Here is a 24,468-nt window from a genome sequence, read left to right as displayed (position 1 = left end):
TGTAGGCGAGGAAACCCCATGAACGCTCCGATGCGCCCCCCGGGCAGCGCCTCCCCGTCGGCCCCGGCCTCGGCGCGCTTCGTCTGGGAAGACCCGTTCCTGCTGGAGGACCAGCTCACCGAGGACGAGCGGGCGATCCGCGACGTGGCCCAGAGCTTCGCGCAGGAGCAGCTCCTGCCCGGCATCGTCGCGGCCTATGCCGAGGAGAAGACCGATCCCGGCCTGTTCCGGAAGATGGGCGAACTCGGCCTGCTCGGCGTGACTCTGCCGGAGGAATACGGCTGCGCCGGCGCCTCCTACGTCGCCTACGGGCTGGTGGCGCGGGCCGTCGAGGCGGTGGATTCCGGCTACCGCTCGATGATGAGCGTCCAATCCTCCCTCGTCATGTACCCGATCCACGCCTACGGCTCGGAGGAGCAGCGCCAGAAGTTCCTGCCGAAGCTCGCCTCGGGCGAGTGGATCGGCTGCTTCGGCCTGACCGAGCCGGATGCCGGCTCCGATCCAGCCGGCATGAAGACCAAGGCGGAGAAGATCGACGGCGGCTACCGGATCTCGGGCGCCAAGATGTGGATCTCGAACGCCCCCTTCGCGGATGTGTTCGTGGTCTGGGCGAAGTCCGACGCGCATGAGGGCGCGATCCGCGGCTTCGTCCTGGAGAAGGGCATGAAGGGCCTCTCCGCCCCGACCCTGAAGGGCAAGCTATCTTTACGCGCCTCCACCACGGGCGAGATCGTCATGGAGGGCGTCGAGGTCGGCGAGGACGCGCTGCTTCCCAACGTCTCCGGTCTGAAGGGTCCGTTCGGCTGCCTCAACCGGGCGCGCTACGGCATCTCCTGGGGTGCCATGGGCGCGGCGGAGGATTGCTGGCACCGGGCGCGCAACTACACGCTGGAGCGCAAGCAGTTCGGCCGCCCCCTCGCTCAGACGCAGTTGGTCCAGAAGAAGCTCGCCGACATGCAGACCGAGATCACGCTGGGCCTCCAGGCCTCGCTGCGGGTCGGGCGGCTGATGGACGAGGGCAAGATGGCCCCCGAGATGATCTCGCTGATCAAGCGCAACAATTGCGGCAAGGCCCTCGACATCGCCCGCACCGCCCGGGACATGCACGGCGGCAACGGCATCATGGGCGAGTACCACGTGATGCGCCACGCCCAGAATCTCGAGACGGTCAACACCTACGAGGGCACCCACGACGTCCACGCGCTGATCCTGGGCCGGGCCCAGACCGGGTTGCAGGCGTTTTTCTGAGACTTGCTTCTAAGACTTGGGGACGGAGCGCCTCCCCCACCCCCCTCATCCTGAGGTGCGGCGCAGCCGCCTCGAAGGAGGCCTCCAGGGATCGCGCGGCCGGCTGGAGGGCTCCTTCGCGGCCTCCGCTGCGCTCCGGCGCCTCAGGACGAGGGCCGGGGGTCGGGGGTCGGATGGATCGGTGTCGGCAGGAACGCCGCTACTCGCCACCCTCCTCCCCGCCGAGCGACCATTCCAGCACCCGCGCCAGGTGGTCATACGCCCCGTACTGGCTGGCATATTGCGGGTAGGGCCGGGCCGTGTAGGCGGCCTCGCCGGTGAGGAAGCGGGCGATCAGGCCCTTCAAGCGGGTGGCGTGCTCGGCCACGATCGCCTCGACGCTGCGCTCCTCGCCCCGGGGCGGCTTCACCGGGGCCGGGACGAACGGCTTCCGCCCGCCCGAGGCGTGGACGTAGAGCAGGTCCGGCGTGGTCCTCACCGCCGGCAGGCCGTCGAAGGCGCCGTGCATAAGCATCGCCGCCTCCAGGGTGAGCTGCGGCGAGAAGCCGGAAAAGATCATCTTGGCCGAGGGCGGCGTGCCGGTCTTGTAATCGACGATGCAGGCGCTGCCGTCCGGGCGCAACTCGATCCGGTCGGCCCGGGCGCGGAGGGTGAAGCTCTCGCGGCCCATGGGGATCACCCAGCGCCCGGAGACCTCCGGGTGGATGCGCCTGAGGCCCGGTCGGCGCTCCGCCTCCCAGGCGAGATAGGCCGCGGCCATGCGCTCGTAGCGCGGCCACCACTCGGCGTAGAGCTCCGGATAGGTGTCGGCGATCTCACCGAAGGCGTTGGTGGCGATGGCGAAGAGATGCTCCTCCGGCCGGCGGGGCAGGCCCTCCGGATGGAGCCGGGCGAATTCCGCGAAGATGTCGTGGACGAGCGAGCCGCGGGTGGCGACGCTCGGCACCGCGGCCAGCGGCTCCAGGGGATCGAGCCCGAGCACGTGGCGGGCGAAGATGCTGTAGGGGTCGCGCACCAGCGTCTCGATCTCGGTGACGCTGAGCGAGCGCGGGAACAAAGCCGGGTCCGGCTTCGGCGCCGGGCGCTTCAGCCGCTTCTCGGGCGGGGCGGCGTCGAGGCGGGCGGTGAGGCCGGTGAAGCGCCGTCCGGCTTCCAGCACCGTCTCCCAACGGGCATCGCCGGACAGCGCGCGCAGGCGCTGGATCAGGCGGGACGGCACGGTCGGCGAGCCCTCGCGCTTGAGCGCCCGGGTGATCACCGCGTCGCGGCAGCCCAGCGCCTGCACGAAGTCGTGCGCCATCTGGCCGATGCGCCGCTCGGGCGGGTTGAGGCCGACCCGCTCGCGCATCGGCCGGTTGAGGAAGGCGTCGGTCAGGGTCCGCACCGGCCAGACGCCCTCGTCGAGTCCGCCGAGCACCACCCGGTCCACCGACAGCAGCCGCGCCTCCAGCAGGCCGAGGATGCGCAGGCGCGGATACGGCGCCTCGCCGGAACAGCCGACCAGGCGCTCCCGGGCGAGCGAGGTGAAGAAGGTCGCGTAATCGTCGAACCGCCCCGGCATCAGGCCGGGTTCGGCCATCTCCAGATCGTCGAACAGGGCGTCGAGGCAGGACAGGGAGCCGTCCTCGATCGCCTCCGGCGCGTCCTCCGGGCCGGCGATCAGCCAGTCGCAGGCGGCGCGGTGGAGCGCAGCGACGGCGACGAGATCGCAGTCGCCGGCTCCGTCCGGGCCGGGAAACGCGGCGAAAACCTGGTCCAGCCGTTTGAGCAGGTCTTCGGCGAGGTCCCAGTCGATATCCTTCAGGCGGCGCTTGGCCCGGGGGCGGCGCTCCGGCGGGCCGACGCGCTCGGCCGCTAAGGCATTCCGCAGCCCGGAAAAGCCCGGGGCTGGGACGGGGCCGCGCAGCAGCCCGATCTCCAGGGCGGCCGCGCCGCGCACCACGTCGGACCGGGGCAGGCCGAGGCGGACCATCGGGTGCGAGAGCAGCGCGATCAGCCGGGCCGGAATCGCGTCGGCCTGGTTGCGGGCGAGGTCGGCGGCCAGCTCCGCGGTGAGCCGGGCGAGGCGTCCGGCGGGGCTCCCGGCAAGCGCCAGCCCGGCCGAATCCTCGGCGACGATGCCCCAGCGCAGCAACTCCACCGCGACCCGGCCGGCGAGCCCGCGATCCGGGGTGACCAGGGCCGCGGTGGCGCCGGGCACCTCAAGGGTCGCGCGCAGGGCGAGCGCCGCGACCAGGGCCTCCTCGCGCTCGTCGGCGGCCTCGGCCAGAGCGAGCCCATCGAGGCCGCGCTCGGCGATCGCGTCCCGCTGGCCCGGGTCGAGATCGGCCCAGGCGTCGGTGGTGTCGGCCGGGCGCAGGGCCTGCGACAGCAGCATGGACCGGGCCGCCTGGCCGGCATCGGGATCGCCCAACGCCACGATTTCCGCCCGCGACAGGGCGAGGTTGTCCGGCCCGAGCAGCCGGTGCAGCACCGCCTGGGGATGCCCGTGGGCGATCACCCGCGAGAATCCCTCGCCGGTGTCGATGCCGGACCAGCCGGCCTCGTCGAGGTCGAGATCGAGACCGGGCAGCACCACGGCGCCCCGGGGCAGCTTCGCCACCGCCGCGATCAGCCGGGCCGTGGCGGGCACGGAGCCCAGCGAACCGGCGACGATCACGGGATCCGTCGGCGCGGTCCGGGCGAGGCGCTGGCCCTCGGCGAGGACGAGTCCCCGGGCGCGGGCCACCGGGTCGGACAGGCCGCGCTCGGCCAGGAGCTTCGGCCAGTTCTCGGCGGCGATCTTCACGAAATCCAGGGTCAGGCCGAAATAGCGCGAATACTCGGCCTCCACGGCGGCGCCGATCTCCGACCAGGGCAGGCCCTCGACGGTGAGCGCATCCATCAGCCGCTCGAGATCGCCCGCCAGCCCGACCGCGTCGGCCGGCGAGGACGGCACCAGGAACGGCACCTCGGCATCCAGCGGCAGCAGGGTGCGGTCCACGGTCTGCGCCCAAGCCTGGACCAGGCGGGCGAGGATCAGCCGCCGCTCCAGGGGCGGCATCGGCGTGCTCAGCGGATCGTTGTCCTCCAGCTGCGGCTCGGAGGCGAGGTCGAGCTCGGCCTCGTCGGCCTCGCCCAGCGGGATCATCCGGGGCAGCAGGGCCGCGTAGCCCGGCGCGCCCCTCTCATGCGCCCGCCGACCGAGCCGGTCGGCCAGGATCGCGCCGAGCGCCCGCGCGGCGCGGCGGGTCGGCAGGTAGATCGTGACCGCGGCGAGCGCCAGCGGATCCTCCGCCACCGGCCCGACCAACCGGCCGGCCAGCAGCGCCTCGGCGAGCGCCGGCAGGAACGGGACGCCCCGGGTGATGGTGAAGACGGCCTGCCGGTCTGACATGGGGCGCCTTGTACGCGCGCGCGGCGGGCCGGGACAGGGGCGTGCGACGCTGGCGAGGGGCGACCTGCACCGTCATCGCGAGCGCCCAGAAAGCGGACAGGCCCAAATTCTGCTCAGGGCCATGTTCGACCGTCGAGCCGAATTGAGGTGCATGCCCGCGTTCCGGCAGCTCGCACAGCAACCTGTACGAGTGGGTCGGGCCGCTTTTCGCCAGCCTGCCTTCAAGCAGCCGAGCTGGAGAAGCAGGCGGCCGCCGGAGACACGACATCGGCAGCCTGGCGCCCGACCATGCAGGCTCCTCAGAAGCGTAGCTGCATCCGGGCGGTCCCGGCATGCGAGAGGAAATGGTCGCCGACTTGGCCCTGATACTCGCCGGTCACCTCGATGCCGCCGCCGAGGCTGATCTGGAAACCAAGCCCCAGCTCGCCGAGGCGGTCGGGGATGGCCGATTCCGTAGAGAACAGCCCGAGCGCGCCGGTGCCCTGGAAGCTCGCCTTGCCGGTGAAGTGGTCGTCCGAGAGGAGCGTGACGCCGAAGGTGCCGAAGGGCCGGATCCAGCGCCCTTCGTCGAGGTCGATCCGCCCGCCGATCTCCAGCATCGGGCTGAACGCCACCAGCGTCTTGGCGACGGGGCGCATGTCGAGGTTGAACCCCGGGGCGCCGGTCTCGGAATAGGCCGGGCTGTAGCTGTAGAGCAGGTCGAGATCGGCATAGGGCTTGAGGTACCAGTCCCCGAACAGGACCTGATAGCTCGCCCGCAGCCTGCCGCCCGCGGTCAGGATCCCGGACTTGCTGCGCGCCGTGGCGGTGGTGCCGCCGAAATCGATCAGGCGCTTGTTGTCGGCCCAGGCATAGCCGAGATTGGCCGAGGCCGCGAGGAGCCAGGGGCCGATCTGGTGCTTGAGCGCCGCCGAGACGTCGCCGGCATCGCTCGTCGTCCCGGTGATCCGGTCGGGGTCGCTCTGGAGCGCGCGGGTATAGGCGCCGGTGAGGCCGAAGAACCAGTCCGGGGCGAACTCGGTCTGGAGCCCGCTCTGGTAGCTGAGGGCGCTCTGGTGGTAGCCGACGTCGTCGGCCGTCGCGGACTGGGTCGTGTGGGCGCTGGTGATGCGGCCCCAGACGCACTCGCCCTCGCGCAGGAGCGTGCCGGTGCCGGTGAAGGCCGGGCAGCTCATGGCCCGCTGGAGGCCCTTGCGGGTGTCGAGGGTCCGGTCGGTGAGGTTGTCCTGATTGGATTCCGGCTTCAGCTCGTCCAGGGCGGCGGCATAGGCCTTCTGGCTGTCGACCGAGAGGAAGCGCCCGTAGAGGGTTCCGAGCTTGGTGGTGTTGCCGTCCCAGGCATCCTGCAGGCCCTGGGCGACGCTGCGCTGGTCCGAGGTCAGCGTCACGCCCGTCGGCTCCGTGAACCGGGCCCTCGGGACCAGCGAGAGGCTGTCACCCGATGCAACGATCGACCAGGAGATCGGGACCGCGCCGGAATGGATACTGCCGCCGGTCGCCATGGCACTGCTCTCCATGATCCGGCCTGCCCGCAGGAAGGTGTACTGGCCGGGCAGCAGCCCGCCGATCAAATGTGGCTCGACCACGCCCTTCAGGGAGGCGGTGCCGGTCACGGTCAGGAGATCGGCGCGCAGGGCGCCCTCCGGCGCCAGGGGGGCGACGTCGACCAGCAGACGCCCGTACTCGCTCTGTGCGAAGCTGCCGGTCACCGTCGCGCGGGCGACCCGTCCGACGCCGCCAATGTCCAGGATGGCGCTGTTGTGCAAGCGGCCGTTCGGCCCCAGGGCGATGACGCCGTCGGGGCCGGTGCGCAGGATCGCCGAGGTCGCAGTCGTGTTCTGGAAACCGCCGTTGATGAAGGTGACGCTCCCCGCCTGACCGGCGGCAAGGTCCACGTCGCCGATCACGGTGCCGTAATTGTTGATCTCGCCGGCGGAGAATGCGCCGACGATGGCCCGGCCCGAAGCCGCGCTGACCACGGCGCGCCCGCCGATCACGATCGTATTGTAGCGCCCGCCGTCGATGTGGATCGCCGCCCCGGTGCCGCTGCCACCTGTGACGAGATCGTTCACTCGGAGGTTGATCCTACCGCCCCGCTCCCGGTCCGGTTCGAGGCTTCCGTCGGTGCGCTGGACGCCGGATTGGGCGAAGATCGCGTTCGCGTCGAGGCCCGACGCGATGATCGATCCGGACGCGTCGATGGTGATGTCGCCGCCCTTGCCGGTGGAGTTGGGACGGTTCTGGCCCGACGCCCCGGCGGCCGGGCCGGTCAGATCCAGGATCAGGCCGCCGCCACCGCCGAGGCTCTGGGTGAAGACGCCGTGGGACTGGGCGCCGGTCGTGCGGATCGCGCTGCCGTCCTCCAGCGTCACCCGGATGTCCCCTCCATCCCCGTTGGAGCCGTCGCGCAGCGCGTAGGGCACCGCGTAGCCCATCACCTGATGCGCGCCGCCATAGCCGCCACCGCCGCCGATCGATTGCAGCAGCAAAGCCGGTGCCGCGTCACCGGTGGTGGAGACCTGGGCACCCGCGGCGAGGCTCACCGTGACCGGACCGCCATTCCCCGAGGCGCCGCCCGCTCCGCCGATGCCGAACGTGTATTTGTGGCCGCCCGGGCCGGCCGCGACCGAGGCGAGCCCGCCGCCGCCGCCGATGCTCTGAGCCAGGATGCCGACGGCGCCAAAGCCGCTCGTGGCGATCGTGCCGGATTGCACCACCGTGACGATGCCGCCGTCGCCCGCCATGCGTCCGGAGCCGCCGAGCGTCAGACTTCCGGATTTCTCCGACACCTGGGTTGGCTTCTCCGGAGGGGCGATCCGCTCGATATCGAGCGCCGAGAGCAGGGCATCCGCGAGGGCCTGGGCGTCGCTCTTGCCCCCGCTCTTCTTCGCAGCGCCGGTCTCGGACTTGCCCTCGGACGCGCCCTTGGCGGAAGCCGCGGTTCCGTTCTCCGCGGCGGCCGTATCGGTCTTCTCGTCGTCCGTGCCGGCGGATGGCACGGAGAAGCTGCCGCCACCGCCGCCGATGCTCTGGGCGACCACGGCGTGGGCCTCGGCCCCGGAGGTGGTCACCGAGCCGCGGTTCTCGACCCGAACCCATCGGCCATTCGCCCCGGTTCCGCCGGAGCCTCCGACGGTGAGATTCAAGGTCAGGCCCTTGTTCGCGCTGCTGTTGGTGACGCTGCCGGCCACACCATTGCCGCCGCCGCCACCGATGCTCTGCGCATAGAGACCGTAGGCGGCGTCCTCCAGGGTGGCGACACTGCCGGTATTCAGGATCTTGACCGTGCCACCGGTGTTGCCGCTGCCGCCCGTGCCGCCGAGCGTCGCCGTCAGATTGGTCTTGTTTGTCGCCTCCGCAAAGGAGAGCCCGCCCTGGCCGCCGCCGCCGCCGATGCTCTGCGCGAGGATGCCGTGCGAGCCGATGCCCCGCGTCACGATGGTGCCGCCGTTCTCGACCGAGACGGCACCGCCGTTCCCGCCCTCCGCGCCGCTCCCGCCGAGCGACAGGGTGAACGAGGCGTCGGGCAGCTTGTTGGCGCCCTTCTTCTGCGCCTCCAGATAGTTCGAGACACCGGTGCTGTAGGACTTGAGCGCCTTGCCGAAATCGGAATTCTTGAGCTCGTCCGCCAGTTTCTTGTACGTGTCGCTGGTCTTGATGTCCTTCAGGAATTGATCGAGATCGTCCTTGTTTGTCTTGTCTTTCGCCCATTCCTCGTAGGCGGTGATGCCAATCGTCTTCTTGATCTGCTTCCAGATCGCGCCCACGGTGTCGGGGTTGGAGATGTCACGCGCCGCGACGCTGCCGCCCATGCCGCCGCCGCCGCCGATGCTCTGCGCGGCGATCCCGTGTGAGCCGTCACCGCTGGTCGCGATCACGCCGCCGGCGGCGTTGGTGACGGTCACGTCGCCGCCACTGCCGCCGCGGCCGCCCTTGCCGCCGAGCGTCAGGTTGACGGCGAGCTTGCCCACGGCCGATCCGGACACGGTGCCGCCATTGCCGCCGCCCCCGCCGATGCTCTGAGCCTCGATGCCGTGAGCGTTCGACCCGCCGGTCGTGATCGCGCCCCGATTCGTCACCGTCACCAAACCGCCGGCGTTGCCTTTCCCCGTCCCGCCGCCGATCGTCTCCGTCACCGAGAGGGAATCGGCGATCGGGAGCTTACCGACGAGGCTGTTGAGGGTCGTGTCGAAGGAGAAGCCGGGGGCCGCGAGGCTCGAGGCGTTGCCGCCGTTGCCGCCGCCGCCGCCGATGCTCTGCGCGAGGATGCCGACCGCGTCGGCTCCCCCGGTGGTGACGCTGCCGGACTGCGTGACCGTGACCGCGCCGCCGATCCCGGCAACGCCCGCGGTTCCGCCGATGCTCCGCGATACCGTGACGTTCTGCTTGAGGCTCAGGCTGTTGCTCGTCGCGGTCGCGCCGCCGCCATTGCCGCCGCCGCCGCCGATGCTCTGTGCCGCGATGCCGATGGCGCCGTCCCCGGAGGTGCGCACCACCCCGCTATTCTCGGCCGTCACCGTGCCGCCATTGCCGCCGCCGCCGCCCGTACCGCCCAGCGTCGAGGACGCTGAGACGGCCGTCTGGCCCGGCGGCGCCACCGCCAGCGCGTAGGCCGCCGCATCCCCGCCGATACCGCCGCCGCCGCCGACGCTGAGGGCCAGGAGGCCGATGGCGGAGTCGCCGTAGGTCGTGACCAGGCCGGAATTGATCACGCCCGCCACGCCGCCGTTGCCGCCATCCCCGCCCGAACCGCCGATCGCGGTGGAGAAGGCGAAGCTCGGCAGCGCCTGGCCGCTCGGCGTGACCAGGGGCGCCGTGATCGCCGTCGCGCTGGCGAGGCCGCCGACCCCGCCCCCGCCGCCGATGCTGAGGACGGACAGACCGTTCGCGCCGTAACCCGAGGTCGTCACGGTCGTGCTGCTCTCGATCCGGGCCTCGCCGCCGTTGCCGCCTTTCCCGCCGGATCCGCCGATCGCCCAGGACGCCGAAATCACCGCGCCGACCGCGATGCTCTTGACGTCGCCGCCCACGCCGCCGCCGCCGCCGATGCTCTGCACCAGCACGGCCGTCGATCCGTCCCCGGCCGTCTCGACCAGGCCACCGATACCGGTGAAGCGTGCGAGGCCGCCATTGCCGCCGCCGCCCCCGCTGCCGCCCAGGCCGACCGAGAAGAAGGCTCCCGCCGGGAAAGAACCGCCGCCGCTGCCGCCACTGCCGCCGATGCTCTGTGCCAGGACGCCGAAGGCCGTCGAGCCTTCCGTGAGGACCCGGCCGCCTTCGTTGATGATCGTGGCAGTCCCGCCCGCGCCCCCCGTGCCACCGGTACCGCCGCGGCCGAACCAGTACGAGATGCCCCCGGCGCCGCCGCCGGTGGTCTTGGGTGCCACCTCGAGGGCCGTGAGCGGCAGTGCCGAGAGCGCGCTGCCGCCGCCGATGCTCTGGGCGACCAGGCCGGTCGCGCCGGCGCCAGAGGTCGTCACCGTGCCGCTGTTGGTCAGGGTCACCGTCCCGCCCGGAGCGGCGTCGCCACCGCTGCCGCCGCCGAAGACGCCGCCGCCGCCCTGGCCGCCGGGGCCGCCGACCGATTGCGCGACGAGGCCCAGGGCGTAGTCGCCCTCCGTGACGACCGTGCCCCGTTGGGTCACTGTCACGGTGCCGCCGTCACCGCCCCGGCCCCCGGGTCGGCCGCCGGCATCGGGCTGGCTCCCGCCGTTGCCGCCGATGCTCTGGACGAGGCCGCCGAGGGCATAGTCGCCGGAGGTCCGGATCGTCCCGGACATGTCCAGGCGCGCGGTACCGCCCGCGCCACCCTGCGTCACGAACGGGTTGCTGAACGCAGTCCCGGACCCGCGGATCGAGCCCGCGCCGCCGATGGACTCGACGATCACCGCCGTCGCTCCGACACCGTCGGTGATCACCTGGCCGGACCGCGTCACCGTGAGCGAGGCCGGGCCGCCGGCACCGCCGCGTCGGGACGCGGTCTGGTCCGCGTCGGTGCCCCCGGCGCCGGCATTGCCGCCGATCGCGCTGACCCGGACCCCGAGGAAGGCCTGCCCCTCGGTCGATACGCGGGACGACAGGGTCAGGCTGGCCGGCCCGGCATCGCCGCCGCCGCCGACATCCTTCTGGGCGTCGCCACCGTTTCCACCTCTGGAATAGACCCAGAACCGGGGGATCGGCTTGAAATCGAGCTCGGAGACGCCGTTCCGCGTGACATAGCCGACCTGCTCGCCCTGCCCGGTCACGTCCTCCGCCAGCGTCGCGGTAACGGCACCGCCGCGTCCGCCCTGGGCACCCGGGACGGACGCCCAGGCGCGCGTGTCGCCCCGGCCGCCCCGGCCGCCCTTCGATCCGATCGCGATGGTTGCATCCGCATCGCGTCCTGCGGATGCGGGATCGACATCGATCAAACTCAAGTCGCCGCCGTTCTGGCCGGGCGTCGCCTCGACATTCGACAAGACAGCGTTGGCTTGTCCGTTCCAACCGTCCGCGCCGACCGTCACCTGCGGAACCGGTCGTTCGGCAGCGCGCGCCGGCATCGCCGCGATCAGAGCCAGGACGGCAACGGACGAGACCAGGAGCTGGCGCGGGTCGCAGGCATTCTGGCCGCAGGCCGGGACACGCAGCTGACCGTAGAAGGGCGGCATCGAAACAAGTCTCTTTGCCCGCACGGCCGTGCGGGCGCACGCATCCATCGGCGGGTGGGTCAGGGTGTTCGGCGGACCGGATCGCCATGCGTCGACGGCACTTCGACGCGGTATCGATTTCTCATCGGGATGGTTAATGAAATCCTTATGACAAAGATTCCGGCCCGCAAACGTGGCTCAAAAATACGCCCCTGCGATGCGCAAAATTCTGGTTCGCGTGAAATTATTGGCTTTAAAAACGTAAATACAACTTGTAGAACTTTAATACGATAAATCATACGAATTATTCTGGCGTCTTATCTGCTGAACGCCACATTATTCGCCGCATCCGCCCTGATGTCCTTAATGAATCGACTGCGCCCGCCCTCTTTTCGTCCCGGCCGCCTTCTGACGTGCGCGCATGGTGGTGCCGTGGAGAACCACCATGCCTTGCCGAACGCCGCGCTCCCTGCACGCGGCCGATCAGAGGTTCCCACAGCGCACCGCGCGACCGGGTGAAGATCGGCGCCGCACGCCACCACGGCCCCAGGTCTTGTAGGATCGCGCGCCATTTGGCACCGATCTGACGGCGCCACAGGATCGCCGGGCGCGTGCGCCGCAAGTCCTGCCGCAGCGTTTCCGCCTTCGGCCGCAAAGCCTTACCCAGCGACTCCGGAACAACTCAAAGCGCGTCGTTCCGCATCGTCCCTCCTCGTCGAGGGCAAAAAAGCCTCCTGAATCGGAGGATTCAGGCGACGACAGGCCCTAACCCCGCGCCGCCGCGGCAGCGCCATAACCGGCCCGGCGGCCGAAGACGACGCCGGAGGTCAGGCCCGAGCCGCCGGGATAGCCGTTGAAGAACACGCCGCCGACCATCTCGCCGCAGGCGTAGAGGCCGGGGATCTCGCTGCCGTCCTCGCGGCGGACGCCGCCGCCCTCCCCGACCTCGACGCCGCCATACGTGAAGGTGATGCCGCCGGTGACCGGATAGGCCTTGAACGGCCCGGTCTCGATCGCCTGGGCCCAGTTCGACTTCGGCAGGGGGAGCCCCTTGGTGCCGCGGCCATCCTTGATGGTCGGGTCGAACGGCACGGTGTCGTCCACGGCCGCGTTGAAATCCGTAATCGTGCGCTTGGCCGCCGCGCGGTCGATGCCGTCGAGGTTGTCCAGGAGCCCGTCGAGGGTGTCGGCCTCGACGAAATGGGCGTCGTGGAACCGGTACTCGCTGTAGAGCAGGTGATCGACCTTTGCGTCGAAGATCTGCCAGGCGACGTGGCCGGGCTGCTCCATGATCGAGCGGCCGAACTGGGCGTAGGTGTAGTTGCGGAAGTTCTTGCCCTCGTCGACGAACCGCTCGCCGTTCGCATTGAGCATCAATCCCAAAAAGTAGCAGATCTTGCGGTAGTGCTTCCGCTCGCCGTGGGGCAGGCCAAGGTTGCCGTAATCGGGGGTGTGCAGGTCCATCGGGGTGGCGTGGCAGCCGCCGTAGAAGCCATGCGGCTTGGCGCCGAGCGCCAGCGCCATCTCCAGCCCGTCGCCACGGTTGTGCGGCGTGCCGCGCACCCGGGCCTTGTCCCAGCCTGCGCCGATGAAGCGGGTGCGCAGTTCGGGGTTCGATTCGAAGCCGCCGCAGGCCAGGATCACGGCCTTGGCCCGGAACGCGCCCTGGGGCGTCTCCACGCCGACGACGCGGTCCGCCTCCACGATCAGCCCAGTGGCCGGACAGCCGTAGCGGATCTCGCCCCCCGCCTTGGTGAAGGCCTCCAGCTCGGCCCGGGCGAGGCCGAACCCCTCGTCGTGGGTGGCGAGCGTCAGGCCGCCCCAGAACACGAAGCGCCCGTCCTTCTCGAAGGATTGCCGAGAATAGATCGGCTCGAACTTCACGCCCTGGGTCGAGAGCCAGCGCAGGGCCGCGCCGCTCTCGTCGATCAGGATGCGCTGCTCGCGCGAGAGCGGCCGTCCGTCGTTGAAGCCGAGGAGGTCGGATTCGAAGGTCTCGGCCGTGTAGGCGCCGAAATCGGTGCGCGGCAGGCGCGCATCCTCCGGGTCGGCCAGCAGCGGGATCAGGTCGTCGTTGCCCTGATAGACGAACCGCATGGCGCCGGCCGTGTAGGCGGTGTTGCCGCCGGCCAGATCCGGCTCCGCCTTCTCGATCATCAGCACCGAGGCGCCGCGCTCCAGGGCGGCGAGGCCCGCGCTCATGGCGGCGTTGCCGGACCCGACCACCACGACGTCCCAGGATTCCGCGCGCCGCTCCTGCATCCCCGCCTCCGCTCCGTGATCTCGATGTCCTTAATTGTATACGCTCGCATGCAATATCCGACAAGCGTTCCGGACGTTCCGGTTTCGCGCTAAGGCCCCGATCGAGGAGAGCCGGACATGAAGGCGAGCGAGTCGGAGCGCTCCAACGGCGCCGCGGCCTATGAGCGGCTGCTGCGGGCGATCGAGGAGGGCGAACTCGCCCCCGGCAGCCGCCTGCGCGAGGCGGAGCTGGCCGAGCGGTTCGCGATCAGCCGAACGCCGGTGCGCGAGGCGCTGGGCCGGCTGGAGGCGCAGGGCCTCGTCGCGCACGAGCCGCACCGGGGCGCCAGCGTGGCGCAGCTCGATTACGGGCAGGTCAGCGAGCTCTACGACATGCGCGAGGTGCTGGAGGGGACGGCGGCCCGGCTCGCCGCGATCCATGCCAGCGCGGTCGAGACCGAGATCCTGGAGGAGATGATCGCCCGCGACCGGACGCTCACCGGAGACGCGGCGGCGCTCGCGCGCAACAACCGGCTGTTCCACCGGCAGATCCACGCGGCGGCGCGCAACCGCTTCCTGCAGGGCACCCTGGAGACGATGCGCCTGTCGCTGGTGCTGCTGCCCGGCACCACGACGCTGGCCGCCCCGGAGCGCGCCGGCGAATCCCTCGACGAGCACGCCGCGATCATCGCGGCGATCCGCGCCCGTGACGGCGACCGGGCCGAGGCGGCGGCGCGCGCGCATATCCGCGCCGCCTTCAAGGCGCGGATCCGGATCTGGCAGGGGGTGTAGTCCGGCGCCCTGAGAGGCCGTGAGAATTTAGCGTGTTCGACCCGTGACATGCCCCCCTCCCGTGCGGGAGAGGGGTGGGGTGAGGGATGCGCCCCATCCGGAGGAACCTGTCCCCTCACCCTGTCCCTCTCCCGCACGGGAGAGGGGACCCGCGACCCATCCGGAAGCGCAGGTCACTCCGCGGCTGCGGTAGCGCTCCCCAGCGTGGGTCGATGGATAGCCGCTCAGGCGTGTGCCGGGACCCGGGCCTCCCGCGGGCCGCCCCGGAACAGGGCGAGCGTGGCGACGATCCCGCAGGCGGCGGCCGCCATGAGCCAGTAGCTCGGCGCGGCGCGGTCGCCGGTCTGGTCGATCAGGTAGGTCGAGACCATCGGGGTGGCGGTGCCGAACAGGGCCGTGGCGAGGCTGTAGGCCAGGGAGAAGCCGCTGGCCCGGACATGGGCCGGCACGACCTCGGACAGCGCGACGATCATCGCGCCGTTATAGACCCCGAAGAAGAACGACAGCCACAGCTCGACCCCGAGCATCTTGCCGAAGGTCGGATCGGCCACGAGCCAGTGCAGGGCCGGATAGGTGGTCAGCAGCGACAGGACCGAGATCGTCAGCAGCACCGGCTTGCGCCCGACCGCGTCCGAGAGCGCCCCGCCCACGGGTAGCCAGATGAAGTTGGTGATCGCCACGCACAGGGTGACGATCAGGCTGTCGGTCTCGGTGAGCTTGAGGACGTTCTTGCCGAAGGTCGGGGTGTAGACGGTGATCATGTAGAAGGTCACCGTGGTCATGGTCGACAGCATCATGCCGAGCAGCACGGTCCGCCAATTGGCGGCCACCGTGGTGAGGATCTCGCGCGTGCTCGGATGATGGGTCCGCCGGGCGAATTCCTGCGTCTCTTGCAGGGAGCGCCGGATGAAGAAGATGAACGGCACGATCAGGCAGCCGATAAAGAACGGGATCCGCCAGCCGAAATCGCCGATCTGCTGCTTGGTCAGGTAGGCGTTGAGCCCGTACCCGATCACGGCGGCGAACATGATCGCCACCTGCTGGCTCGCCGACTGGAACGCCGTGTAGAAACCCTTCCGCCCGGGGGTTGCGATCTCGAACAGGTAGATCGAGACGCCGCCGATCTCGACGCCGGCGGAGAAGCCCTGCAGCAGGCGCCCGGCCAGCACGATCAGCGGGGCGGCGAGGCCGATCGTCCCGTAGCTCGGGCAGAAGGCGATCAGCACCGTGCCGCTCGCCATGATCGCCAGGGTGACGATCAGCCCCTTCCGGCGCCCGATCCGGTCGATATAGGCGCCGAGCACGATCGCCCCGAGGGGCCGCATCAGCGCGCCAAGCCAGAAGGTCCCGAAGGTCAGGAGCAGCTCGGTGGTCTCGTTGCCCGAGGGGAAGAACGCCCGCGAGATGTAGCTGGCGTAGAACCCGAACAGGAAGAAGTCGAACATCTCCAGGAAGTTGCCGCTCGTCGAGCGGAGGATCGCACCGATCCTGGATTGCAGGTTCGCCTCCACGGCACCCGGATCACCGGCCATGACGCAACGCTCCGGAGTTCAAGGTCATACGCCGATCCATTTCATCGCGATGATCGTCCCGGTCACGGTGAGCGCGCCGCCGATCCGGGTGGCGATCTGGGCGAACGGCATCAGCGCCATGCGGTTGGCCGCAGTGAGGATCGCCACGTCGCCGGTGCCGCCCTGGCCGCTGTGGCAGGCATTCACGATGGCGGTCTCGATCGGGTACATCCCGAGCGCGCGGCCGACGAAGAAGCCGGTGACCATCAGCGTCGATACGGTCGACACGATGGTGATCAGGTTCACCAGGGTGAAGGCCGCCATCAGCTCGTTCCAGGGGGTGAGCGCCACCCCGATGGCGAAGAGCAGCGGGTAGGTCATCGAGACCTGGACGAACTTGTAGACCACGAAGCCGCCGGCCTGGAGATGGGGCGACACGGCGCTGCCGAGCTTGGCGAACACCGCCAGGAACAGCATCGCCACCGGCGCCGGCAGGCCGACGAGGTGGTGGGCGATCACCCCGAGCAGGTAGAGGGTGATGGCCGTGAGCCCGGCCGCGCCGATCGTGGCGGCGTCGATCTGGCCCCGCGCCGCCTCGGAGCGGGCCTGCGCGTCGCTCGATTCCATGCCCTCGTGGCCGGGCTGGAGCCGGCCCTCGCCGGTGAGGTGCGGATAGCGCTTGCCGACGGCGTTGAGGGTGCCGGAGAAGATGATCGCGGTGAGCGAGCCCAGCATCACCGGCGGCAACACCTGGGCGAAGACCACGCCCTGTTGCTGGCCGAGGATCGCGGCGTAGCCGATGGAGAGCGGGATCGCGCCCTCGCCGACGCCCCCGGCCATGATCGGCACGACGATGAAGAAGAAGGTCTTGTAGGGCCCGAGCCCCAGGGCCGTGCCGACCAGGGTGCCGACGATGGCGGCCGCCACAGAGCCGGCGGCCAGCGGGGCGAAGATCTTGAGGAAGCCCTTGACCAGGACGTCGCGATCCATGCCGAGGATCGAGCCGACGATGATCGTGGCGATGTAGATGTAGAGGAAGTTGGTGAACTTCGTGAAATCGAAGATCGCCTTCTCCATCTGCGGCGGGATCAGCTTGTAATAGACCAAAGCCGAAGGGATGAAGGTCGCGAAGATCGCGCCTGCGCCGATGTTGCGCAGGACCGGAAGCCGCTTGCCGATCTCGGCGCAGGTGAAGCCGCCCATGACCAGGACGGCGATCATGGTCGGCCCGTCCGGCTTGACCTCGCCCTCCTGGACCAGGACCACAAGCAGGATCGCCAGGATGACGTAGAGCGGCAGCGGGATGATGCCGATCTTCATGTCGACCAGGCGCCACCAGCTCTCGGGCCAGAACCGGCCTGCGCGGCGCGCGGCGCTCACGGTCTCAGCCGGCGCCGGCACGGGGCTGGTCGAGGCGGAACTGGTCATCGGCTTCCTCCGGACTTCCGACCACGAACGGGCCCTTCCGGCCTTCGCCGCGCGGCCCCGGTCGCCCCGACGGTCGCGACCTGGGCCGCGCGGTCGGCGGAGATAAAGTCGAATCCGGCGTATCAGCGCCCGCACAGGGCGGCAACGCGATCAACGGAACAAAGCGCGCCACCTGTATTGGGGACGGGGATTAAACCGGCACCTCCTTTCGTCGCCCGGACATACGCTCGAGACCGGCGCCGGGCTCGAGGCCCCGCGCCGGCCTGTCGGATCAGAAGTCGCGCTGCACGCGGAAGCGGACGTGGGTCATCGAATCATGCGTCGCGGTGCGCGGCACGAACGTGCCGGCGTTGATGCCAGCGACATTCGCGTAGGCGGTCGGGCTCTTGTCGGCGTCGATCACCCGGCCGCTCCGCACGCCGATCTGGGTGTAGAAGGCCTCCACGCCGATATCGAGATCGGTCACCGGCGACCAGATCAGGCTGCCGCCGAGCACGAACTGGTAGGTGTCTCGCAGGGCCTGGCTCAGCTGGTAGAACCGGGTGCCCGGGACGCCGACGGCGTTGCTGCCGAACACGGCGGTGCTGCTCGGGCTCACGAGGCTGTAGAGCGCGCCCTGGGCCAGGCGGGCACCGGCCGAGAAATCCTGCTCGCCGTAGGAGCCGAACAGTGCCGAGCGCCATTCCGGCGACCAGTAATGCAGGTACGACGCCACCGCCGAGAAGCTGGTCGAGGTCTGGAGCTGGCCGGTGAACGGGTTGATCGACGCGTCCGCGAAGTATTGCTCGAACTTCTGGGTATCGAAGCCGGTGTTGGACTGCCGGTAGCAGCCGGCGATCATGCAATAGCCGGCGTAGCTCTGCGCGCCGTTGGCGTAGGCACCCTGCAGGTAGAGGGTATCCCCCGGGGCAATCGACGGCAGATTGAACTTCACGCCCCCCTGCACGGCCCAGCCCTGGACCGCGTTGGTGTGCGGGATCCCGGTCAGGACGCCGCCGGTCCCCGCGGCCGGCGCGGTGCTCAGGTTGCCGACATTGATCTCGTGCGTGGCGGCCGAGAGCTGGGCCGAGCCCCAGTCCTGGTCGATCCGCAGGACCCCGACGAAATCGGGCAGCCGCGAGCGCTGGATGGTGTCGACGTTGCCGTAGCGGGACGGCACGCCGTTGGTGTAGCCGACGAAGACGGGCGTGACCGCGGCGGCGTTCGTGAACGGCGCGAAGACCGGCGAGCGGGTGAAGACCGGATCCTCGATCGACACGGTCGCCGACAGGCCGTTCCCGAAGGTGCCCGTGTAGGCGAGCAGGTTGGTCGACGCATTGTCCGAGCCGGACGTGGCGCCGTAGAACTCGAAGTCGTGCGCGTAGAAATCGTAGAACGACGAGGCGCGACCGGCGGTGAGGCCGGCGAACTGGATGAACGCCTTATCGACGTTCACGTATTGCTGCACGCGGCCGGCCTCATCGACGCCGGTGGCGCCGTAGGCCTGTCCGATGCGCAGCATCGTGCCGGAATGGATGACGCCCGTGCGCGAGGCGGCGTCGAGGCGCGCGAAGGCGCGCAGGGTGCCGTAGGCGGTCTGGGTGCGGGCATCGAGGTTGAAGCGCGCCAACCCCCGGTAGCCCGACGTGTCGCCGGCAGCGCCCGGCTGGCGGCTGGACGAGGTCTGGTAGGCCCCCTCGAACCGGGCCCGGCCCGAGATGCGCAGGCAGGTATCGGTCCCCGGGATGTAGAAGAAGCCGGCCCCGAAGGCGGAGCAGACCCGGACATACGCGATCGGGGCCGCCTTCTTGACCGGCAGGTCGGCGGCATGGGCGGATCCAGCCGCGGCGAGCGCGGCGGCAGAACCCAGCAGGGAACGCTTCAACACATTCATCAAGACCCCCAGAAGTTTGAAGCCGAGGACGGCAACGCTTCCCGTTTTCCCTGCCGAACGCAGGTTTGATTTGATTTTCTTATGTGAGATGGAAGATTTTTCCGGAGCAAAACGCCCGAGACTCATCTTTCGCGGATCATTCTGCGATCCGTTCTTTTAGCTAGCAACGTTCATTCCACGACCGGCACACACATTCATCATCTTGTTGCGGATCTGCAACAAAATACATATGGCTTCTTGTTCGAAAATATTCGACATAATTCGAAAATAATGGGTCAGTTCGCGTCGAATGCGAACTTATATATCTTAGAACTATGCAATAACGCTCGCGCGATATTCGGATGACATTCGGCCGACGCACGGGCACGCCCGCCCATCGCAAAGGCCAGCCGAGCCCGGCCGGCGACGGAGCCAGGTCTGGGCGGACGCTCAGGCGGACCGGATCCGCGGACGGGGGCCGCGCGAAGCGGCCCCTCCGGCGAAGAAGGCCCGGCGCTGAGGGATCGAATCAGAAGTCGCGCTGGACGCGGAACCGGATCTGCGAGACCGAGTCCTGGGTCGCGGTGCGCGGCACGAAGGTGCCGGCGTTGATCGCGGCAATGTTGGCCGCGGAATAAGCCGTCGGGCTCTTGTCGAGGTCGATCGCCCGGCCGCTCTTCAGGCCGATCTGGGTGTAGTAGCCTTCGAGGCCGATATCGAGGTCCTTCACCGGCGACCAGATCAGGCTCGCGCCGGCGACGAACTGGTAGGTGTCCCGCAGGGCCTGGCTGAGCTGGTAGAACCGCGTGCCCGGCGCGCCGACGGCATTGGCGCCGAAGGGGTTGCTGCCGGCGAGCGTGCTCGCGACGTTGAAGGCCGCGCCCTGGGCGAGACGGGCGCCACGGCCGAAGCTCTGCTCGCCGTAGGAGCCGAAGACGGCCGAGCGCCAGTCCGGCGACCAGTAATGCAGGTACGACGCCACCGCGGTGAAGCTCTGCGAGGTCTGCAGCTGGCCGGTGACCGGGTCGATCGTCGCGTCGGAGAAGAACTGCTGGAATTTCTGGCCCTGGATCGTCGCGGGGCTCTGGCCGGCCGAGCCGCTGAAGGTCGAATAGCCGGTGTAGAATTGTGCGCCGTCGGCATAGGCGCCCTGCAGGTAGAGGACGTCGCCCGGCGCGACGAACGGCGCGTTCAGCTTCACACCGCCCTGCACCGCCCAGCCCTGGACGCTCTTGGTGTGCGCGACGGCGGCGTTCGCGCCGGTGCCGAGCGCGATGTTGCCGACGTTCAGCTCGTGCGTGGCAGCCGAGATCTGGGCCGAGCCCCAGGCCTGATCGAGGCGCAGGACGCCGACGACATCGGGCAGACGCTCGCGCTGGATGCTGTCGATGTTGGCAAAGCTCGACGGAACGCCGCGCGTGTAGCCCACGAAGACCGGGGCGACCGGCGACGTGCCCCCCGATGGCGCGAAGATCGGCGTACGCCGGAAGACCGGATCTTCCACCGACAGGGTCGCCGACAGCCCGCCGCCGAAGGTCGCCGTGTAGGCGAGCAGGTTGGTGGAGGCGACATCCGAGCCGGCGGTCGCGCTGGAGAGCTCGAAATCGTGGGCGTAGAAGTCGAAGAACGACGAGGCGCGGCCGGCGGTGAGCCCGGCGAACTGGATGAACGCCTTGTCGACATTCATCACCTGCTGCACGCGGCCGTTCTCGTCGACGCCGGTCCCGATATAGGCCAGGCCGAGACGCTCCTGGGTGCCGGAGCGCCCCACGCCGGCCGCCCCCGCCCGGCTGCCGGCATCGAGGCGCACGAAGGCGCGCAGGGTGCCGTAGGCGGTCTGCGTGCGGGCATCGAGGTTGATGCGCAGCAACCCCCGATAGCCCGACGTGTCGCCGCTGTTGGTGCCGGCCTGGCGGGTATAGCTGGTGATGTAGCCGCCCTCGAACCGGGCGCGGCCGGAGACCCGCAGGCAGGTATCGGTGCCCGGGACGTAGAAGAAGCCGGCGCCGTAGGCCGAGCAGACGCGGACATACTCGATTGGCCCGGCCTTCCTGACCGGCAGGTCGGCCGCACGGGCGGATCCGGCCGCCGCGCAGGCGACAGTCGATCCGAGCAAAGCATACGCCACCAGTCTCATCAACGACCCCAATATTTTCACGTCGAACGCGTGTTGCTCCGGCCGGGCCCGCGGGTGCACGCCGTTATTCCAGCGCCACCCACGCAGGTCATGATCCAACGATGGGGATTTTCACGCCCATTCCATGATGGGCGAGACTTGTACGACAAATATCGTTTGGACAACTGTCGCAAGGAAGCTAGTCGAAATGCATTTGAATGTGTTGCAGCAAAACAACTTTTGTCTAACTGATCGTAAATTAGATAATATATATTGCTTTAATGCTCAAAACGACGCTATGCGGGATAAATCAACCCGTTATGCGATCGATTATGAGCGCTGCAACCGATATTACTGGTCTCGGCTGTCATGATCGACTTGGCGCGAAAATCCGACCTCCGTTCTGCTGCCGGAGGACCCGCCCTATCCGATCCGGGTGCGGTGAACCGAATCGGGTCGACATCGTTGCGAATGATGGCGACGCAGGGCGCGGCCGGGGCGATGCACGGCAGGACGGCTCGCGAAGCCGGTGACCGCCCGCGATCCAGCGATGCCAGGGCCGCGGGATCCGGCACGCTCAATCGCCGCCGCGATGCCGACGTAAAAAAAGCCCGGCACAGGGCCGGGCCTTGAAAGTCGAGATGCACGAGGACGGGTGCCGAGACCGAAGCCTCGGCACCGATATCGCGGACTAGAAGTCGCGCTGGACGCGGAACCGGATCTGCGAGATCGAGTCCTGGGTCGCGGTGCGCGGCACGAAGGTGCCGGCGTTGATCGCGGCAATGTTGGCCGCGGAATAAGCCGTCGGGCTCTTGTCGAGGTCGATCGCCCGGCCGCTCTTCAGGCCGATCTGGGTGTAGTAGCCCTCGACGCCGATATCGAGGTCCTTCACCGGCGACCAGATCAGGCTCGCACCGGCGACGAACTGGTAGGTATCCCGCAGGGCCTGGCTGAGCTGGTAGAACCGCGTGCCCGGGACGCCGACGGCGTTGGTGGCGTAGGGGTTGGTGTTGGTGAGCGTGCTCGCGACGTTGAAGGCTGCGCCCTGGGCGAGACGCGCCCCCTGGGAGAAGCTCTGCTCGCCGTAGGAGCCGAAGAAGGCCGAGCGCCATTCCGGCGACCAGTAGTGCAGGTACGACGCGACCGCGGTGAAGGTCTGCGAGGTCTGCAGCTGGCCGGTGAACGGGTTGATCGTCGCGTCCGAGAAGTACTGGACGAACTTCTGACCCTGGATCGTGGCTGCAGTCTGCTGGTAGGAGCCGCTGAACGCCGAGTAGCCGGAGTAGAGCTGCGCTCCGTCGGCATAGGCGCCCTGGAGATAGAGGGCGTCGCCCGGCGCAACGAACGGCATGTTGATCTTCAGGCCGCCCTGCACCGCCCAGGCCTGGACGCTGTTGGTGTGCCCGAGATTGATGCCGGTGCCGCTGCCGGTGGGTGCACCGAGCACGATGTTGCCGACGTTCAACTCATGCGTGGCAGCCGAGATCTGGGCCGAACCCCAGGCCTGGTCGAGGCGCAGGGCGCCGACGAAATCGGGCAGGCGCTCGCGCTGGATGGTGTCGATGTTGCCGAAGGCGCTCGGAGCGCCCCTGGTGTAGCTCACGAAGACGGGGGCGACCGGCGCGGTGCCCCCCGACGGCCCCAAGATCGGGGTGCGGCGGAAGACCGGGTCTTCGACCGACAGGGTCGCCGACAGGCCGTTCCCGAAGGTGCCCGTGTAGGCGAACAGGTTGGTCGACGCGTTGTCCGAGCCGGCGGTGGAAGCGGTGATCTCGAAATCGTGGGCGTAGAAGTCGAAGAACGACGAGGCGCGACCGGCGGTGAGCCCGGCGAACTGGATGAACGCCTTGTCGACGTTCACGAATTGCTGCGCGCGCCCGGCCTCATCGACGCCCGTGGCGTTGTAGGCTTGGCCGATACGCGCCTGGGTGCCAGAGGTGCCGATGCCGGAATAGCCGGTCCGGCTGCCGGCATCGAGGCGCACGAAGGCGCGCAGGGTGCCGTAGGCGGTCTGCGTGCGGGCATCGAGGTTGATGCGCATCCGGCCCTGGTAGCCCGACGTGTCACCGCCATCACCGCTTCTGCGCGAGTTGCTGGCCATGTAGCCGCCCTCGAACCGGGCGCGGCCGGAGACGCGCAGGCAGGTGTCGGTGCCCGGGATGTAGAAGAAGCCGGCACCGTAGGCCGAGCAGACGCGGACGTACTCGATCGGCGCGGCCTTCTTGACCGGCAGGTCGGCGGCATGGGCTGCCCCGACCGCCGCGAAGGCAGCGGCCGAGCCGAGCAGCGAGCTCTTCAAGAGCTTCATAGATATCTCCAAAGCTTCGAGACCAAATAACAACTACGACCCCGACTTATCCGGTCATCGCAGCGCTGATTTTTGTTTCGATCTGCAATTCTGATGGCAGATTTTAGAGATATCTCGCGTCCGAGATTCCTCTATGCCGTTTCATATGATGGAATGAGCCTTATATGGGCAACATCGATTTCATATCGCCCCGATGTTTGCTTTATGTTGTTGCAGCTTCGCAACGTCATGCAAATGTTTTGCTTTATTATTGTAGCAATTATTGCGATGTATACTAAGAGCGAATCGGATAATTATCTCTGCCGATCTTCGACATGTATCCGCGGCCGGTGATTTCGAATTCGACGACCTGTGGCAAAGGTGCGGATACCTGGCGGACGCCAATGCCGGCCCATATCGGCGCGGCGCCATCGCCTGCGGCCCGCACGAAGCCGCCTGCCTCCCGATTCCCCAGCGCTCGAATGCGGTGCGCAAAGGCCGGCGCGGCCGTGATTCGGGCGAATCGGTTCCGCGATTCGGGCGGCGCGCATCGACCCGGCAGCGCGACAGCGCGCGAGGCAGGGCCGGCACATCGCTTCGATGGAATCGCATGCCGGGAGGCGGCCGGCGTGCGGATGCCGGCCGCGCGGGGGCGGCCTCGGCCAGAAAAGGCGCTCGGGAGCTTGGGGAAGGTGGCGTCGCGACGGGTGCCCCGGGCAGCCGCTTCGTCGGCCTTCGGGTCCCGTGAGGCCGCGCGATCCTTCACGATCCCGGGGCACGCAACAGGCGGCCGACCCCTCGTGGCGTGTCAGGAGCCGGGACGGTGGCACCGCAGCCGGCCGGCTGCCGGCGGCAGAAGGTGGCTCTCAGGCTGGGGCGTATGCGCGGCGATCGCGTCTCGGAGCCGAAGGGGTCCGGATCCAGGGCGCCGGAGCCTCGGCTCTTTGCTTCGAGGCGCGCGCTGGAATCGGCCAGTGCCGCGATCGAGCTG

The 24,468-nt window shown here is 69.1% G+C and carries 10 protein-coding genes and 1 pseudogene; 2 read left to right on the top strand and 9 right to left on the bottom strand.

Annotation, left to right across the window (positions count from 1 at the left end):
- Positions 1-18: 18 nt before the first annotated feature.
- A complete protein-coding gene (locus tag LGR69_RS23910; protein WP_230367565.1) occupies positions 19-1,248 on the top strand; it encodes an acyl-CoA dehydrogenase in 1,230 nt (409 codons plus the stop codon).
- A gap of 199 nt (positions 1,249-1,447) precedes the next feature.
- On the opposite strand, the gene addB is transcribed toward LGR69_RS23910, so the two are convergent.
- The 4 genes and pseudogenes from addB to tcuA form a co-directional block, all read right to left on the bottom strand.
- Positions 1,448-4,624, bottom strand: coding sequence for a double-strand break repair protein AddB (gene addB / locus LGR69_RS23905; protein ID WP_230367564.1), 3,177 nt, complete (start codon positions 4,622-4,624; stop codon positions 1,448-1,450).
- 299 nt (positions 4,625-4,923) lie between these two features.
- Positions 4,924-11,271 carry an autotransporter outer membrane beta-barrel domain-containing protein gene (locus LGR69_RS23900; RefSeq protein WP_230367563.1) on the bottom strand — a complete coding sequence of 2,116 codons (6,348 nt, stop codon included), beginning with the start codon at positions 11,269-11,271 and terminating at the stop codon, positions 4,924-4,926.
- Positions 11,272-11,637: 366 nt separating this feature from the next.
- A pseudogene (locus LGR69_RS23895) lies at positions 11,638-11,917 on the bottom strand (hypothetical protein); the annotation flags it as partial.
- A gap of 98 nt (positions 11,918-12,015) precedes the next feature.
- On the bottom strand, positions 12,016-13,512 hold the full coding sequence (tcuA, locus tag LGR69_RS23890) for an FAD-dependent tricarballylate dehydrogenase TcuA (protein ID WP_230367562.1): 1,497 nt from the start codon (positions 13,510-13,512) through the stop codon (positions 12,016-12,018).
- A 117-nt stretch (positions 13,513-13,629) separates the two neighbouring features.
- Between tcuA and LGR69_RS23885 the strand changes: the two genes are divergently transcribed.
- A complete protein-coding gene (locus LGR69_RS23885) occupies positions 13,630-14,283 on the top strand; it encodes a GntR family transcriptional regulator (protein WP_091858778.1) in 654 nt (217 codons plus the stop codon).
- 224 nt (positions 14,284-14,507) lie between these two features.
- On the opposite strand, the gene tcuC is transcribed toward LGR69_RS23885, so the two are convergent.
- From tcuC to LGR69_RS23860, 5 genes are all read right to left on the bottom strand, one after another.
- On the bottom strand, positions 14,508-15,815 hold the full coding sequence (tcuC, locus tag LGR69_RS23880) for an MFS transporter (protein WP_230367561.1): 1,308 nt from the start codon (positions 15,813-15,815) through the stop codon (positions 14,508-14,510).
- A 24-nt stretch (positions 15,816-15,839) separates the two neighbouring features.
- Positions 15,840-17,222: a 2-hydroxycarboxylate transporter family protein gene (locus LGR69_RS23875; protein WP_091858769.1), complete on the bottom strand. Its 1,383-nt coding sequence runs from the start codon at positions 17,220-17,222 to the stop codon at positions 15,840-15,842.
- 271 nt (positions 17,223-17,493) lie between these two features.
- Positions 17,494-19,095 carry a porin gene (locus LGR69_RS23870; protein WP_230367560.1) on the bottom strand — a complete coding sequence of 534 codons (1,602 nt, stop codon included), beginning with the start codon at positions 19,093-19,095 and terminating at the stop codon, positions 17,494-17,496.
- 508 nt (positions 19,096-19,603) lie between these two features.
- Positions 19,604-21,211 carry a porin gene (locus LGR69_RS23865; RefSeq protein WP_230367559.1) on the bottom strand — a complete coding sequence of 536 codons (1,608 nt, stop codon included), beginning with the start codon at positions 21,209-21,211 and terminating at the stop codon, positions 19,604-19,606.
- A 670-nt stretch (positions 21,212-21,881) separates the two neighbouring features.
- Positions 21,882-23,498 (bottom strand): porin, encoded by a 1,617-nt coding sequence (locus LGR69_RS23860; protein ID WP_230367558.1) that lies wholly within the window; start codon positions 23,496-23,498, stop codon positions 21,882-21,884.
- Positions 23,499-24,468 lie beyond the last annotated feature (970 nt).

It is taken from the genome of Methylobacterium brachiatum (assembly GCF_020523825.1).
GTDB lineage: Bacteria > Pseudomonadota > Alphaproteobacteria > Rhizobiales > Beijerinckiaceae > Methylobacterium > Methylobacterium brachiatum.
The sequence above is the reverse complement of the archived record's forward strand: the minus strand, read 5'-3'. Positions and strand labels throughout refer to the sequence as shown.

What these genes read in the sequence shown, in the direction of transcription:
- LGR69_RS23885 (WP_091858778.1), top strand. Translation starts at nt 13,630, where the DNA reads ATGAAGGCGAGCGAGTCGGAGCGCTCCAACGGCGCCGCGGCCTATGAG.
- LGR69_RS23900 (WP_230367563.1), bottom strand. Translation starts at nt 11,271, where the DNA reads ATGCCGCCCTTCTACGGTCAGCTGCGTGTCCCGGCCTGCGGCCAGAAT.
- tcuA (WP_230367562.1), bottom strand. Translation starts at nt 13,512, where the DNA reads ATGCAGGAGCGGCGCGCGGAATCCTGGGACGTCGTGGTGGTCGGGTCC.
- LGR69_RS23860 (WP_230367558.1), bottom strand. Translation starts at nt 23,498, where the DNA reads ATGAAGCTCTTGAAGAGCTCGCTGCTCGGCTCGGCCGCTGCCTTCGCG.
- LGR69_RS23865 (WP_230367559.1), bottom strand. Translation starts at nt 21,211, where the DNA reads ATGAGACTGGTGGCGTATGCTTTGCTCGGATCGACTGTCGCCTGCGCG.
- LGR69_RS23875 (WP_091858769.1), bottom strand. Translation starts at nt 17,222, where the DNA reads ATGACCAGTTCCGCCTCGACCAGCCCCGTGCCGGCGCCGGCTGAGACC.
- LGR69_RS23910 (WP_230367565.1), top strand. Translation starts at nt 19, where the DNA reads ATGAACGCTCCGATGCGCCCCCCGGGCAGCGCCTCCCCGTCGGCCCCG.
- LGR69_RS23870 (WP_230367560.1), bottom strand. Translation starts at nt 19,095, where the DNA reads ATGAATGTGTTGAAGCGTTCCCTGCTGGGTTCTGCCGCCGCGCTCGCC.
- addB (WP_230367564.1), bottom strand. Translation starts at nt 4,624, where the DNA reads ATGTCAGACCGGCAGGCCGTCTTCACCATCACCCGGGGCGTCCCGTTC.
- tcuC (WP_230367561.1), bottom strand. Translation starts at nt 15,815, where the DNA reads ATGGCCGGTGATCCGGGTGCCGTGGAGGCGAACCTGCAATCCAGGATC.